Raw genomic sequence first — 13678 nt, forward strand, 5'->3', positions numbered from 1 at the left:
TACGTGCGCCGCGTCTCTTTTCCTTGCTCAACAGCAAGAATAGACCCATAATTCGGGCTCTTCTCCCCGTACGGCCCTTGATATTGTTGTAGTAGCGAAACAGTATTGAGTAGAGTCATGTTTACTCGCTGCAACTGTCGAGTTTTGATTTATCCTGACGGAAATACACAAAAGTTCACGGAGAAGTTGAACTTTTAGTAATAAAAAGGGGCGCGCGGCGCAGAAGTTCCGGGCGGATCCAATCATCTGAAGAACAGGGAAGACAGTAAATGAATTTATCCAACATGAAGGTCGGCATGCGCCTGGCGCTGGGCTTCGCTCTCGTGCTCGTGCTGATGGTCATCCTGACCGTCGTCGGCATCGTTCGCACCGGACAGATCCAGAGCAGGCTCGATCACGTGATCGGCGTCAGCAACGTCGTCACCCGTCTTGTCGTCGACATGCGCAACAACGTCAGCGAACGCGTCACCTCGCTGCGTACCCTGACCCTGATGACCGATCCGGCCGACATGGAACCGGAACTCAAGCGCTTCAAGGAGCAGACCGCCAAGTACGATGCGCTGCAGCAGAAGCTGAGCGAGAAGTTCGCACTGGAGGCCTCGGCCGAAGAAAAGGCGCTGCTGGCCCAGGTCAAGGAAGCGGAAGGCGTCGCCATGCCGGCCATCGCCAAGGCATCGGAACTCTATCTGGCGAATAACGCCATGGACGCGACCCGCGTGATGGTCAAGGAAATCCGCCCGGCGCAGAAGAAATGGCTGGAAGCGCTGGACCAGCTGGCCGACCGCGAAGACAAGCAGAACGCCCAGACCCAGGCCGACGCCGGCGCCCAGTATGAAAGCGCGCGTAACTTCATGCTGCTGACCTTGCTGGCCGCCGTCGCGATCGGCGTGGCGGCTGCCTATGTGATCACCCGCGGCCTGCTGAAGCAGCTTGGCGGCGAACCGAGCTACACCTCGAAGATCGCCACCAGCATCGCCGAAGGCGACCTGTCGATCTCGATCGACACCAAGTCGTCGGACAAAGGCAGCCTGCTGAGCGAAATGAAACAGATGCGCAACAGCCTGGTCGACATCGTCAGCCAGGTCCGTCGCGGCACCCATACCATCACCACTGCCTCGCGTGAAATCGCCGCCGGCAACGTCGACCTGTCCTCGCGTACCGAACTGCAGGCCAGCTCGCTGGAGAAGACCGCCTCGGCCATGGAAGAGCTGACTTCGACCGTGAAGCAGAACGCCGACAACGCCCGTGAAGCCAACCAGCTGGCCGCCACCGCATCGGATGTGGCGCGCAAGGGCGGTGAAGTGGTGTCGCAAGTGGTCGGCACGATGGGTGAGATCAACAGCTCGGCCGGCAAGATTGCCGACATCATCGGCGTGATCGATGGCATCGCCTTCCAGACCAACATCCTGGCGCTGAACGCTGCGGTGGAAGCCGCCCGTGCCGGCGAACAGGGCCGCGGTTTCGCGGTCGTGGCATCCGAAGTGCGTAACCTGGCCCAGCGTTCGGCCGCTGCGGCAAAAGAGATCAAAACCCTGATCGGCGACTCCGTCGAGAAGATCGGTCGCGGTTCCAAGCTGGTCGGCCAGGCCGGCGTGACCATGGAAGAAGTGGTCGACAGCGTCAAGCGCGTGACCGACATCATGAGCGACATCGCCGCCGCCAGCGCCGAGCAGAGCGCCGGCATCGAGCAGGTCAACCTGTCGATCATCGAGATGGACGGCATGACCCAGCAGAACGCCGCCCTGGTCGAGGAGGCTGCCGCCGCCTTCCAGAGCCTGCAGGACCAGGCTGCCGAGCTGCAGCGCGTGGTCAGCATCTTCAAGCTGGCCGAAGGCGAAGAAGCCGCCGCCTTTGACGCAGCCGCACCGGTTTCGGCCTCGACCGCGGTGGCAACCCGCGCCGTGGTGGCCCGTCCGGCACGTCGGCCAGCCGCATCTCCTCAGCTGAAAAAGCCGGCTGCCGCCCGCAAGCCGGCCGCCAAGGCCGAGGAAGCGCAGGCGCCGGAAGCCGGCGGCGCATCGTCGACCTCGAAGAAGGTCGCAGCGGCTGCCGCCAGCGACGACTGGGAAGAATTCTGAGCCAGGACGGCTCGTCAAATCGGCCGGTGAACAAACCGGCCATTAAAAAAAACTTTGTTATTTAGGGGAAATAAAAATGTCCAACAAGAAATTTGCCGCAGTCCTGTTTGCCAGTATGTTCGTTACCGGTTTCGCCGCCGCCGCCGAAACCCCGGCCAGCTTCGATCCGTCGAAGTGCAAGGTCGAATACCCGAAAGCCTCGCTGATGAATGAAGAGCAGGGCGTGACCTCGATGTCCTTCCTGGTCAATGCCGACGGTTCGGTGGCAGATTCGAAGCTGGAAAAGTCGAGCGGCTTCAAAGGCCTGGACAAGGCAGCCCTGAAAGGCCTGTCGTCCTGCAAATTCAAGCCGGGCACCAAGGATGGCGCACCGGCCCAGACCTGGACCAAGGTCGACTACGCCTGGAAGCTGGACTGATCCGCTTCCCGTCCGTAGTGAGGAAACCGGCCCGCGCGGCCGGTTTGTCGTTTACTGCTTGCCCTTGTTACACATCTGTCGCTTCATGTTTCGGTTGTAAGCACTTGCATCAGAATCACTGTTTCGCGCTTCGGCTCGCTATAGTGGTCTCACACCAACCGAAAGGAGAAGCATCATGAAACGAATCCTCTGTGCCGCTGCCGCAGCCCTGATCAGCACCGCCGCTTTTGTCCCGGCGCAGGCCTTCGCGAAAGGTGACGTGGTGGTCGTCCGCACCGCACCGCCGGCGCCGCGCCACGAAGTCGTGCCGCATGCACGCCACGGCTACGAATGGGCGCCCGGCTACTGGAACTGGAACGGCCATCGCTACGTGTGGGCCAAGGGCCACTACGAGAAAGTCCGCAGGGGCTATACCTACCGCCGTCCGGAATGGCGCCAGGGCGACAACGGCTGGCAGTTGGAGCGTGGCGGCTGGCGCCGCGGCGACCGTGACGGCGACGGCGTCCCGAACCGCTTCGACGCCCGCCCGAACAATCCGAACCGTTCGTAATCCGTCATCGCTGAAGCAAAAAGCCAGTCCGAGCGACTGGCTTTTTGTTTTTGCGGGTGAGGGCGCGCAAGCCGGCGGCATGCGGGATGCCTAGCATGGAGAATCCAATGATGACAAAAGATTACCATGCGATGCATTTCCAGGAAGAACATCACCTTCGCTGCGCTGCTGCTCGGCTGCTGCCTGGCGCACGCTGCCCCGCTCGAGTGCCCCATCAGTCCGCCTGCCGACTGGAAGCTGCCGAAAGCCCGGCTGGACCGGGCACGGATCCTCGGCTACCTGCCCGCCACCCGCGCCGATGAAAGAGGTCTGGCGGAAGGCATGCCGGAGAAGGAATGGCAGATGGGCGGGATCCTGTTCCAGTCCTGGAACATGAGGACGGGTTCGCGCTCGATGATCTACCAGGTCGACTGCCTGTATGCGGGAACGCCGCGCGTCCTGCGCCTGAATGTCCGGAATGTGGGCCGCTGCATGGCCCGGCGGCGGGTGAGGGGCGATGCGCTGATGGCGGGGTCGATGGAGTTCCGGTGCTGGTGAGGAGCGCGGAAAAACAAAAAGCCCGGGTCTTGCGAACCGGACTTCTCATCGAATTCTTTGGGGTGGCTGATGGGACTCGAACCCACGACAACAGGAATCACAATCCTGGACTCTACCAACTGAGCTACAGCCACCACTGTCTTACTTACTGTCTCGTTGTTGCCGAGACAGAACGAGATTATAGCGGCACCTTCCCCATCTGGCAAATCTAAATGTGCCCGGCAGTGCCAGGCAGGTCGAAGCCGGTCTCTTCCACCTGCGGATCGATGCCGATCAGGCTGTTGAACGCCGCCGACAGGGCGGTCGCGCTGGCGCTCGTATAGGCTTGCAGGCGGGCCGGCGCAGTCGCATCGGGGGAGCGCAGCAGGCCGCCGGTTTCCAGCAGGCGTCCCAGCTGGCGGGCGACTGCTTCGCCGGTATCGATGATGGTCACGCCGCGCACGCCTTCTTCCTCGATCACCCGTTCGATCGACGCCTGTACCAGCGGGTAGTGGGTGCAGCCGAGCACCAGGGTGTCGGCGCCTTGCGCCAGCAGCGGTGCGATGTAACGCCGCAGCATGCCGGAGGTTTCCTGCGCATCGAGTTCGCCGAATTCGATCTGGTCGGCCAGGCCCTTGCAGGGCTGCAGCAGGAACTCGGCGCCGGTGGCTTGCGCGATCTCGTCGCGCAGCGTCAGGAACTTGGCGCCGGCCAGGGCCCGCTCGGTGGCCAGTACGCCGATCTTGCCGTTGCGGCTGGCCGCAGCCGCCGGTTTCAGGCCAGGCTCGACGCCGACGATCGGCATCTCCGGAAAGCGGGCGCGCAGCAGCTTCACGGCGGCGATGGTCGCCGTGTTGCAGGCCACCACCAGGGCCTTGGCGCCGTGGGCGGCAAGGAAGCGGGCGATGGCCAGCGAACGTTCGGCCACCACCTGTTCGGGCTTGTCGCCGTAGGGTGCGAAGCCGGAGTCGGCCACGTAGATCAGGTGTTCGTGGGGCAGCTGGGCGCGGATATGGCGCAGGATCGAGAGTCCACCGACGCCGGAATCGAAGATGCCGACCGGGGCGTCGCTGGGCAGGTAGGGCAGATTCATGCGGAGATGGTAGCACGCGGCGGGCCCACCATGCCTGGGGGGAGGCGGCGGCGCGCTTCGCTGCTATATTTTCTGCACCCGAATAATGGAGAAGCCATGCCTCGAGCAATCGGAAACGCCATCGCCGGCCTGGCGCTGGCCAGCATCGCGGCCGCGCCGGCCCACGCCGACCGGGTCGACGACTACATCCGCAAGCAGATGGCGCTGAATCATGTGCCGGGCGCCGCGGTCGCCATCGTCAGGGACGGCAAGATCGCCAAGCTGCAGACCTATGGTTTGGCGAACCTGGAATGGCAGCAGCGCGTGACGCCGGACACCGTGTTCCAGCTCGCCTCGTCCACCAAGCCCTTCACTGGCATGCTGTTGATGCGCCTGCAGGAGGCGGGCAAGCTGTCGCTGGATGCGAGCATCGCCCGCTACCTGCCGAACGCCCCCGAGGCCTGGAAAGCGGTCACGGTGCGCCACCTGGCGGACCACTCGTCGGGCATCCCCGATAACGTCAAGGTCAAGCCGGACGCCACGCTGGACGACTACGTCGCCGCGGCCGCCGCCATGCCGCTCACGCACGCGCCGGGCGCATCGAGCGAATACGGCATCGGCGGCTACACCGTGCTGGCGAAAGTGATCGAGGCGGCGGCCGGCATGCCCTATACGCAGGCGCTCAAGCGGTACGTGACGGGTCCGCTCGGGTTGCGCGCCGATTTCGAATACAGCAGCGGCGAGCCGGACATGCGCAGCACCGAGGTGGTGCCGAAGCGGGCCGGCGTCTACGGCTGGAGCGACGGCCGCCATAAGAACTCCAGTTTCCATTTCGGGCCGCTCAGCTACGATGCCGGCGGCCTGCTGGCCTCCGTCTCCGATCTTGCGAAGGTGGCGGTGGCGCTCGACAAGGGGACTTTCCTTCGCAGGGAGGCCATGCAGGCGATGTGGACGCCGGCGCAGCTCGGGAACGGCACGGTCAACGGCTTCGGCATCGGCTGGGTGGTCGGCGAATTCAATGGCCGCAAGACGGTCGGCCATTCCGGCGGTCCGGCGCTGTCGGACATCCTGCGCTTGCCGCAGGAGCGCGCGACCTTCATCGTGCTGACCAATGGCCAGAAGCTGTATCCCTACCTGGCAAAGGGCGTGTCGGAGCTGTTCTATCCGCCGCCGAAGCTGGCGATGCCGGAGGGGATCGCGGATGCCCGTCCGGCGCTGAGCGCGGCGCTGCGCCAGGTCCTCGTCGACGGCGCCGCCGGCAAGGTCGACGACAGCCGCTTCACCGAGGACGCGCGCAAGCAGTTCGTCCCGGCCTTCAGGGACTTCCTGGTGCCCTTCCTGCGCTCGATCCCGCCCGCGGAGGAAATCGTGCTGGTATCGGAAAAGGAGACGGACAAGGGCATCGACCGCGTCTACCGCGTCCGCCATGGCGCCAAGGCCCAGAGCTGGGGCTTCGATCTCGACAGGGACGGCAGGATCCGCGGCTTCGGCCCGAAATAGGGACGTAAAAAAACCGCCGCGGCAGGGCCGGGGCGGTTTTTCGGGATCGCGCGTGGATTACGCGACGCTGACCGGAATACCCTTCAGCGATTCGATCTTCGCAGCCCATTCCTTCGGGCCGGTCTGGTGCACCGAGGTACCGGTGGAGTCCACGGCCACGGTCACCGGCATGTCCTTCACTTCGAACTCGTAGATCGCTTCCATGCCCAGGTCTTCGAAGCCGACCACCTTGGCCGACTTGATCGCCTTCGACACCAGGTAGGCCGAACCGCCGACCGCCATCAGGTAGGCCGACTTGTGGTTCTTGATCGATTCGATCGCCGCCGGGCCGCGCTCGGCCTTGCCGATCATCGCGATCAGGCCGGTCTGCTCGAGCATCATGTCGGTGAACTTGTCCATGCGGGTCGCGGTGGTCGGGCCTGCCGGGCCGACCACTTCGTCGCGCACCGGATCGACCGGGCCGACGTAGTAGATCACGCGGTTGGTGAAGTCCACCGGCAGCTGCTCGCCCTTGGCCAGCATGTCCTGGATGCGCTTGTGGGCGGCATCGCGGCCGGTCAGCATCTTGCCGTTCAGGAGCAGGGTCTGGCCCGGCTGCCAGGACGCGACTTCTTCCTTGGTCAGGGTGTCCAGGTTCACGCTCTTCGACTTCTGGGTGTCCGGGGTCCAGTGCACTTCCGGCCAGGTCGACAGCGCCGGCGGTTCGATGTAGGACGGGCCCGAGCCGTCCAGCACGAAGTGGGCGTGGCGGGTGGCGGCGCAGTTCGGGATCATCGCCACCGGCTTCGATGCCGCGTGGGTCGGGTACATATTGATCTTCACGTCGAGCACGGTGGTCAGGCCGCCCAGGCCCTGGGCGCCGATGCCCAGCGCGTTGATCTTGTCGCACAGTTCGATACGCAGCTCTTCCAGCTTGTTCTGCGGGCCGCGCTGCTTCAGTTCGTACATGTCGATGTCTTCCATCAGCGACTCTTTCGCCATCAGCATCGCCTTCTCGGCCGAACCGCCGATACCGATGCCCAGCATGCCCGGCGGGCACCAGCCGGCGCCCATCAGCGGCACGGTCTTCAGCACCCAGTCGACCAGCGAGTCGGACGGGTTCAGCATCACGAACTTGGTCTTGTTCTCCGAGCCGCCGCCTTTCGCGGCGACCATGACGTCGACGGTATTACCGGGCACCAGTTCCATGTGCACCACGGCCGGGGTGTTGTCCTTGGTGTTCTTGCGCTCGAAGTGCGGGTCGGCGACGATCGAGGCGCGCAGCTTGTTGTCGGCGAAGTTGTACGCGTGGCGCACGCCTTCGTTGACGGCGTCGGTGATCGAGCCGCTGCCGAAGCCTTCGAAGCGCACGTTCATGCCGATCTTCAGGAACACGTTGACGATGCCGGTGTCCTGGCAGATCGGGCGCTTGCCTTCGGCGCACATGCGCGAGTTGGTCAGGATCTGGGCGATCGCATCCTTGGCGGCCGGGCTCTGCTCGGCTTCGTACGCGCGCGCCAGGTGCTGGATGTAGTCGGCAGGGTGGTAATAGCTGATGTACTGGAGTGCGGCGGCGACGGATTCGATCAGGTCGTCCTGTTTGATGACAGTCATTTCGTTCTCGTTCAGGGTTAGTGTTTGGTGGTGCTTGCGGTGTTGGTCATGATGCGGTCGGTGTAGGCGATCGCCATTGCCGACAGCAGGAAAGTGATGTGGATGGCAGTCTGCGCGATCAGGACCTTCTCGTGGTACGAGCCTGCATTGATGAAGGTCTTCAGCAGGTGGATCGAGGAGATGCCGATGATCGCCATCGCCAGCTTGGTCTTCAGTACCGACGCGTTCACGTGCGACAGCCATTCCGGCTGGTCCGGATGGCCCTCGAGATACATGCGCGACACGAAGGTCTCGTAGCCGCCGACGATCACCATGATCAAGAGGTTCGAGATCATCACCACGTCGATCAGGCCCAGCACCACCAGCATGATGGTGGTTTCGTTCAGCTTGTCCGGAAGCGGCGCGCCGGGTACGGCCACGGCCTGGAAGATGTGCTGCAGGGCGTCCTCGTTGCCCATCGCGGCGAACACCAGGTCCTTCAGTTCGACCCAGAAATGGAACACGTAGACGCACTGCGCCAGGATCAGGCCGAGATAGAGGGGAAGCTGCAGCCAGCGGCTGGCGAACATGAAACTGGCGAGGGCGGAACGCCTGCGCGCGTCGGAAGGAGATTGCAAATCGGGCATCTGCGTTGAAAGCCGGTGAGCGGCCATGGTCAAGACAGCTCAACATTCTACACCCGTAACGGATGGCTGGCTTGGCCTTCGATGTTCCGGAAAGGTTGGTAGAATAATCTTGGGATGCCGGAAGGCGTGCCGCGGAGCTGTTATGGCAAAGGCTGGTCTGTAAGGGCTCAGTAAGCGAGCACGCATATGGTATGTGGCAAAACTACTACTGTGGAGACTAGTATGGCTGAGAACGAGACCAATCAAGATCAGGAGCAGGGCGCATTGCACGAGCATCGCGTATTCAACCCGCCCGCCGATTTCGCCGCCAACGCAACCATCTCCGGAATGGATGCATACCGCAAGCTGTGCGACGAAGCCGCCAGCGACTACGAAGGCTTCTGGGCCCGCCTGGCCCGCGAGAACCTCGACTGGCAGAAGCCTTTCACCCAGACCCTCGACGAATCGAACGCGCCGTTCTACAAGTGGTTCGCGGACGGCCAGCTGAACGCGTCGTACAACTGCCTCGACCGCAACCTCACCAACGGCAACGCGGATAAAACCGCGATCATCTTCGAAGCCGACGACGGCCAGGTGACCCGCGCCACTTACCGCGAGCTGTACGAGCGCGTCTGCAAATTCGCCAACGGCCTGAAGGCCCGCGGCATCAAGAAGGGCGACCGCGTCATCATCTACATGTCGATGTCGATCGAAGGCGTGGCCGCGATGCAGGCCTGCGCCCGCATCGGCGCGACCCACTCGGTGGTGTTCGGCGGCTTCTCGGCGAAATCGCTGCAGGAACGCATCATCGACGCCGGCGCGGTGGCCATCATCACTGCCGACGAGCAGATGCGCGGCGGCAAGTCACTGCCGCTGAAAGCCATCGTCGACGAAGCGCTGGCGATGGGCGGCTGCGACACCATCAAGGACGTGATCGTCTACAAGCGTACCGGCGGCAACATCAACTTCCAGCAAGGCCGCGACCTGTGGCTGCACGATGTCGTCGACGGCCAGCCGGCCGAGTGCGAGCCGGAATGGGTCGATGCCGAACACCCGCTGTTCATCCTCTACACCTCCGGCTCGACCGGCACCCCGAAGGGCGTCCAGCACAGCACCGGCGGCTACCTGCTGTGGGCCGCGCTGACGATGAAGTGGACCTTCGACATCAAGCCGCAGGACGTCTACTGGTGCACCGCCGACATCGGCTGGGTCACCGGCCACACCTATATCTGCTACGGCCCGACCGCCGTCGGCGCCACCCAGGTCATCTTCGAAGGCGTGCCGACCTTCCCGCACGCCGGCCGCTTCTGGGAAACCGTCGCCAAGCACAAGGTCTCGATCTTCTACACCGCGCCGACCGCGATCCGTTCGCTGATCAAGATGTCGAACGCCGACGAGAAAGTGCATCCGAAGAGCTTCGACCTGTCCAGCCTGCGCCTGCTGGGCACCGTGGGCGAGCCGATCAATCCGGAAGCCTGGATGTGGTACTACAGGAACGTCGGCAACGAGCGCTGCCCGATCGTCGACACCTTCTGGCAGACCGAGACCGGCGGCCACATGATCACCCCGCTGCCGGGCGCGACCCCGATGGTGCCGGGCTCCTGCACGCTGCCGCTGCCGGGCATCATGGCCGCGATCGTGGACGAAGCCGGCGCCGACGTGCCGAATGGCCAGGGCGGCATCCTGGTCGTCAAGCGTCCGTGGCCGTCGATGATCCGCACCATCTGGAACAATCCCGACCGCTTCCGCAGCGCCTACTATCCGGACGAACTGGGCGGCAAATACTACCTGGCCGGCGACGGCGCGATCCGCAACAAGGACACCGGCTACTTCACCATCACCGGCCGCATCGACGACGTGCTGAACGTCTCGGGCCACCGCATGGGCACGATGGAGATCGAATCGGCGCTGGTGGCGCACCCGATGGTGGCGGAAGCCGCCGTGGTCGGCAAGCCGGACGAGACCACCGGCGAAGCCGTGTGCGCCTTCGTGGTGCTGAAACAGGCCCGCCCGACCGGCGACGAAGCCAAGGCCCTGGCGGCCGAGCTGCGCAACTGGGTCGGCAAGGAGATCGGCCCGATCGCCAAGCCGAAGGAAATCCGCTTCGGCGACAACCTGCCGAAGACGCGAAGCGGCAAGATCATGCGCCGCCTGCTGCGCGTGCTGGCCAAGGGCGAGAGCATCACCCAGGACGTGTCGACCCTGGAAAACCCGGCCATCCTGGAGCAGTTGAAGGAATCGGCTTAAGGATTTATAGTGGTCGACAGCAGAGTTGACGCCGCACCGTGAAAATGGTGCGGCGTTTTTTTATTCTTCCCCGGGCTGCTTGAACAGCGCATCGAGCTCGGACCGCTGGCTGCCAACCGCCGCGCGCCCGCGCTTGCCGGCGAACTCTTCCTCGATATTGTCGCGGTAAAAACTCCAGGCTACGCCCGAGGTCGAGAACCTTCTCCAGACCTCGCTGCCGACGCCGGAATAGTCGATGGCGCTGCCGTCGTCGAATTCGACGCGCAGGATGCGCTCTTTCGGGTCGTAGCCGATGGCGCGGAGTTTGCCGGCGTTGATTCTCTTCATTTCCATGATCGTCATTCCCAATTCCGTCGTGGCAAGCGTTACAGTTTTTCCAACTGCTGTTTAGCATACCCCGCTCCACTCCCCCCAGGCGCCAGTTCCAGATAGGTCTTGTACGCAGACCTGGCTCTCTCGAGCTGGCCAGCCCGCGCATACGCATCGCCCAGGTTCATATAGGCGATCGCGCGCGACGGATCCATCCTGATCGCATTCTCGAACCAGCGCGCCGCCTCCGCATACTTGTCCTGCTTGTAGAACACGAAGCCGAGATTGTTGGCCGCCAGCGCGAAATTCGGCCGCAGCTTCAAGGCTTCCGTGAATTGCGCTTCGGCTTGGGCGTACTGCTTTTCCTTGTACAGCTGCAGGCCGTGGTCGTTGGCGCGCTGGGCCTGCTGGCGGCCCGATACCGGCACCGCGGCAGGCGCGGTAATTGTCGCGGTGCCGCCCTGCAGGTCCTTCACGACCACTGTTGAAGAAGGCGCCGAGGCTTTGGCATCCAGCTTCGTGTTCAGCGCGATCGCGTCGTTCGACAGCTGGGCCGTGTGCGTATTCAGGAACTCGGTCTCTTCCGGCAGTTCGAACACGAAGTCGCCGCCCTCCGAACCCGGCAGGCTGCCGAAGGCCGGCGTCTGCCGCGACACGCTCGACACCGCCGGCGCCACATAGGCCGCCAGCTCGGTAGCCGTGATCAGGCCGTCGCCATTCAGGTCGGCCTTGCCGCCCAGCCCCTGCAGCAGGGTCCAGGTGAAGATGGAGTGGCCGTTCGGACCGCCGTCGGACACCAGCTGGTCGGTGCCGCCGGCGGTCAGCATCTGGCGGCCCAGGCGGCGTCCGTTCTCGCGCAGGAAGGACGCATTGGCGCCGCCGCGTGTCAGCCCAAGGCCGCTGTAGCAGGCATCCATCACGAACAGCTCGTGCTTGGCCGGAAGGCTCTCGGCGATGTTCTGGATTTCCGTCATCGGGATCGCATCGGTTGCCAGGTTATCCGGATCGGCATCATAGGGAACGATGTAGCCGAGGTCGCGGCCCGAGCTGAGCTTGCGCGTGGCGCCGTGGCCGGCAAAGAACACGAAGACGCGGTCGTTCGGCTGCAGCCCGCCCTCACTCTTGCCACGCTCGAGCAGATCGTGGAAGGCGCCGAGGATGCCGGCGCGCGTCGCCTGTTCGTTCTTCAGCGTGAGCACGCGTCCGGGGGCAAAGCCGAACTTCTGCACCAGCACCTGGCCGACGCCCTCGGCATCGCGCACCGCGTACTGCAGGCGCGGCCACTTCTTGTAGTCGTCGATGCCGACCAGGATCGCCCATGAATTCGCATAGCCGGTGGCGGCCGCGCGCGGCACGGGGGCGGGTGCCGCGTTGCCGCTGGCCGGAGCACCGGCCGCCTTGAACGTCTTGCCATCCCAGCCGGCGAACTGGTAGCCCTCGGCCGCGAGTTTCTCCAGCACCAGCGGCAGGGCCTTGACGGTGCGCTCATGGATGTCGTGGAAGAGGATGATGCCGCGGCCTTCCTTCTCGACCGAGCGCAGCACGCGGTCGGCGATCGAGGACGGCACCGGATCGGCCCAGTCGAGCGAATCGATATTCCACATCACCGATTTCAGGTGCGCATCTGCCAGCATGTGCATGCCTTCCTTGTTGCGCGCACCGTAGGGGAAGCGGAACAGGCTCGATCGCTGCGGGTCGACCGCCTTCAGCAGCGTATCGGTGCCGAGGATCTCGACCTTCAAGCCATCGCCGCTCTGCTTGGACAGCTGCGCATGCGTGAGGCTGTGATTCGCCAGCACATAACCCGCCGCCTTCAGCTTGCGGCTGACGTCCGCGCCGGCATTGAGGTGGGCCGCGCCGTTCGCATCCAGCGAACCGAGGTTGCGGCCGACGCTGAAGAACACGGCGGGCGCATCGTACTGCTTGAGGATGGCGGCGATCTCTTCGCTGTAGCGGCGATGGGGGCCGTCGTCGAAGGTCAGCACGACGGTTTTCTTCGGCAGCGCCTTGCCGAAGATCTCGTCTTCCTCCTTCTGCGGCTGTTGCGCCTGCGGCGGGCCGGGTTCCGCCGGTTCAGGCTTGGACGGGTAGGGCAGGACCACGCCGTAATCCTTGAGGATGCGGTCACGCTGGTACAGCGTCTTCAGGTAGGCGACGTAGCTGTCCCACTTCTCGCGCCTGAGGGCGATCGAGCGCGACTCGTAGCGCTCGAACACCGCGCTGATCTCTTTCTCGTAGTTGCGCTCGATCTCGGCCAGCGCGTCGAGGTCTTCCGAGATGCGCTTGTGCAGCTTGATGGCGGGCAGCGACGATTCCTTGGCGACGTAAGCCTGCAGCGACTGCATCAGCTCGCGGAAGGCGAGGCGGTCGGCGTCGTACAGACCCTGGTTCGACTCGACGTAATCGAGCAGGCTGCCGACGGCGTCGAAGCGGCGCGGATCGCCGGAGGCCAGCAGCCTGGCCAGCGCCTCGTCGAGCTTGGCCGTACGTTCCTGGTTCTCGTGGAAGAGCTGCTGGCCGACTGCGTGTGTCTGGGCCTTTGCCGCTCCCGGCAGGGCGTCCTCGTCGAGCGTCAGCACGATCATCTTGCGGTAGGCTTCCAGCACGCGGCCCAGGTCGGCCGAGATGGCGCTGACATTCATGGCCGGCCCAGCGGCTTGCGGCGCCGGCGTGCCGGCCTTGCGGGAAGCGAGCCAGGTGCCGGAGCCCGCTCCAGCGGCGGCGACGGCGAAGATGACGAGATAAAGGGCTTTGCGTTTCACGGCCAGGTGCTAGAAATTATAACTTGGC

General features: G+C 64.1%; 11 protein-coding genes and 1 tRNA gene. 6 read left to right on the plus strand and 6 right to left on the minus strand.

Annotation, left to right across the window (positions count from 1 at the left end; translation table 11 throughout):
- Positions 1-269 precede the first annotated feature (269 nt).
- From AB4Z32_RS14240 to AB4Z32_RS14255, 4 genes are all read left to right on the plus strand, one after another.
- Positions 270-2078 carry a methyl-accepting chemotaxis protein gene (locus tag AB4Z32_RS14240; RefSeq protein ID WP_442122508.1) on the plus strand — a complete coding sequence of 603 codons (1809 nt, stop codon included), beginning with the start codon at positions 270-272 and terminating at the stop codon, positions 2076-2078.
- A gap of 76 nt (positions 2079-2154) precedes the next feature.
- On the plus strand, positions 2155-2496 hold the full coding sequence (locus AB4Z32_RS14245) for an energy transducer TonB (RefSeq protein ID WP_442122509.1): 342 nt from the start codon (positions 2155-2157) through the stop codon (positions 2494-2496).
- Between the two features lie 175 nt (positions 2497-2671).
- Positions 2672-3046, plus strand: coding sequence for a YXWGXW repeat-containing protein (locus AB4Z32_RS14250; RefSeq protein ID WP_442122510.1), 375 nt, complete (start codon positions 2672-2674; stop codon positions 3044-3046).
- Positions 3047-3172: 126 nt separating this feature from the next.
- Positions 3173-3583: a hypothetical protein gene (locus AB4Z32_RS14255; RefSeq protein ID WP_442122511.1), complete on the plus strand. Its 411-nt coding sequence runs from the start codon at positions 3173-3175 to the stop codon at positions 3581-3583.
- 58 nt (positions 3584-3641) lie between these two features.
- Here the strand turns inward: AB4Z32_RS14255 and AB4Z32_RS14260 are convergent.
- Positions 3642-3717: transfer RNA gene (locus AB4Z32_RS14260), tRNA-His, on the minus strand.
- Between the two features lie 74 nt (positions 3718-3791).
- Positions 3792-4655, minus strand: a complete 864-nt coding sequence (gene murI, locus AB4Z32_RS14265) for a glutamate racemase (protein ID WP_442122512.1) — start codon at positions 4653-4655, stop codon at positions 3792-3794.
- Positions 4656-4751: 96 nt separating this feature from the next.
- On the opposite strand from murI, the gene AB4Z32_RS14270 reads away from it, so the two are divergent.
- On the plus strand, positions 4752-6134 hold the full coding sequence (locus tag AB4Z32_RS14270; protein WP_442122513.1) for a serine hydrolase domain-containing protein: 1383 nt from the start codon (positions 4752-4754) through the stop codon (positions 6132-6134).
- A 57-nt stretch (positions 6135-6191) separates the two neighbouring features.
- Here the strand turns inward: AB4Z32_RS14270 and AB4Z32_RS14275 are convergent, their stop codons facing one another.
- Both AB4Z32_RS14275 and AB4Z32_RS14280 read right to left on the minus strand, forming a co-directional pair.
- Positions 6192-7727 carry a fumarate hydratase gene (locus AB4Z32_RS14275; RefSeq protein WP_442122514.1) on the minus strand — a complete coding sequence of 512 codons (1536 nt, stop codon included), beginning with the start codon at positions 7725-7727 and terminating at the stop codon, positions 6192-6194.
- Between the two features lie 17 nt (positions 7728-7744).
- On the minus strand, positions 7745-8296 hold the full coding sequence (locus AB4Z32_RS14280) for a YqhA family protein (RefSeq protein WP_442122617.1): 552 nt from the start codon (positions 8294-8296) through the stop codon (positions 7745-7747).
- A 279-nt stretch (positions 8297-8575) separates the two neighbouring features.
- Here AB4Z32_RS14280 and acs point away from each other — a divergent pair, with 279 nt between their 5' ends.
- Entirely contained in the window at positions 8576-10579 is a 2004-nt protein-coding gene (gene acs, locus AB4Z32_RS14285; protein WP_442122515.1) for an acetate--CoA ligase, read from the plus strand.
- A gap of 60 nt (positions 10580-10639) precedes the next feature.
- Here acs and AB4Z32_RS14290 read toward each other — a convergent pair whose 3' ends face one another.
- Both AB4Z32_RS14290 and AB4Z32_RS14295 read right to left on the minus strand, forming a co-directional pair.
- Complete coding sequence (locus AB4Z32_RS14290) at positions 10640-10921, minus strand: KTSC domain-containing protein (protein WP_442122516.1); 282 nt, start codon at positions 10919-10921, stop codon at positions 10640-10642.
- A 23-nt stretch (positions 10922-10944) separates the two neighbouring features.
- The gene (locus AB4Z32_RS14295; protein ID WP_442122517.1) at positions 10945-13650 is read right to left on the minus strand and encodes a polysaccharide deacetylase family protein; all 2706 of its coding nucleotides are present in this window, start codon (positions 13648-13650) and stop codon (positions 10945-10947) included.
- Positions 13651-13678: the final 28 nt, after the last annotated feature.

The sequence above is a fragment of the Massilia sp. 2TAF26 genome, assembly GCF_052115005.1.
Taxonomy (GTDB): Bacteria; Pseudomonadota; Gammaproteobacteria; order Burkholderiales; family Burkholderiaceae_D; genus Telluria.

Excerpts from the sequence above, each read along its gene's own strand:
- AB4Z32_RS14250 (WP_442122510.1), top strand. The coding sequence starts at position 2,672 with ATGAAACGAATCCTCTGTGCCGCTGCCGCAGCCCTGATCAGCACCGCC.
- acs (WP_442122515.1), top strand. The coding sequence starts at position 8,576 with ATGGCTGAGAACGAGACCAATCAAGATCAGGAGCAGGGCGCATTGCAC.
- AB4Z32_RS14270 (WP_442122513.1), top strand. The coding sequence starts at position 4,752 with ATGCCTCGAGCAATCGGAAACGCCATCGCCGGCCTGGCGCTGGCCAGC.
- AB4Z32_RS14240 (WP_442122508.1), top strand. The coding sequence starts at position 270 with ATGAATTTATCCAACATGAAGGTCGGCATGCGCCTGGCGCTGGGCTTC.
- murI (WP_442122512.1), bottom strand. The coding sequence starts at position 4,655 with ATGAATCTGCCCTACCTGCCCAGCGACGCCCCGGTCGGCATCTTCGAT.
- AB4Z32_RS14275 (WP_442122514.1), bottom strand. The coding sequence starts at position 7,727 with ATGACTGTCATCAAACAGGACGACCTGATCGAATCCGTCGCCGCCGCA.
- AB4Z32_RS14280 (WP_442122617.1), bottom strand. The coding sequence starts at position 8,296 with ATGTTCGCCAGCCGCTGGCTGCAGCTTCCCCTCTATCTCGGCCTGATC.
- AB4Z32_RS14290 (WP_442122516.1), bottom strand. The coding sequence starts at position 10,921 with ATGACGATCATGGAAATGAAGAGAATCAACGCCGGCAAACTCCGCGCC.
- AB4Z32_RS14255 (WP_442122511.1), top strand. The coding sequence starts at position 3,173 with ATGCGATGCATTTCCAGGAAGAACATCACCTTCGCTGCGCTGCTGCTC.
- AB4Z32_RS14245 (WP_442122509.1), top strand. The coding sequence starts at position 2,155 with ATGTCCAACAAGAAATTTGCCGCAGTCCTGTTTGCCAGTATGTTCGTT.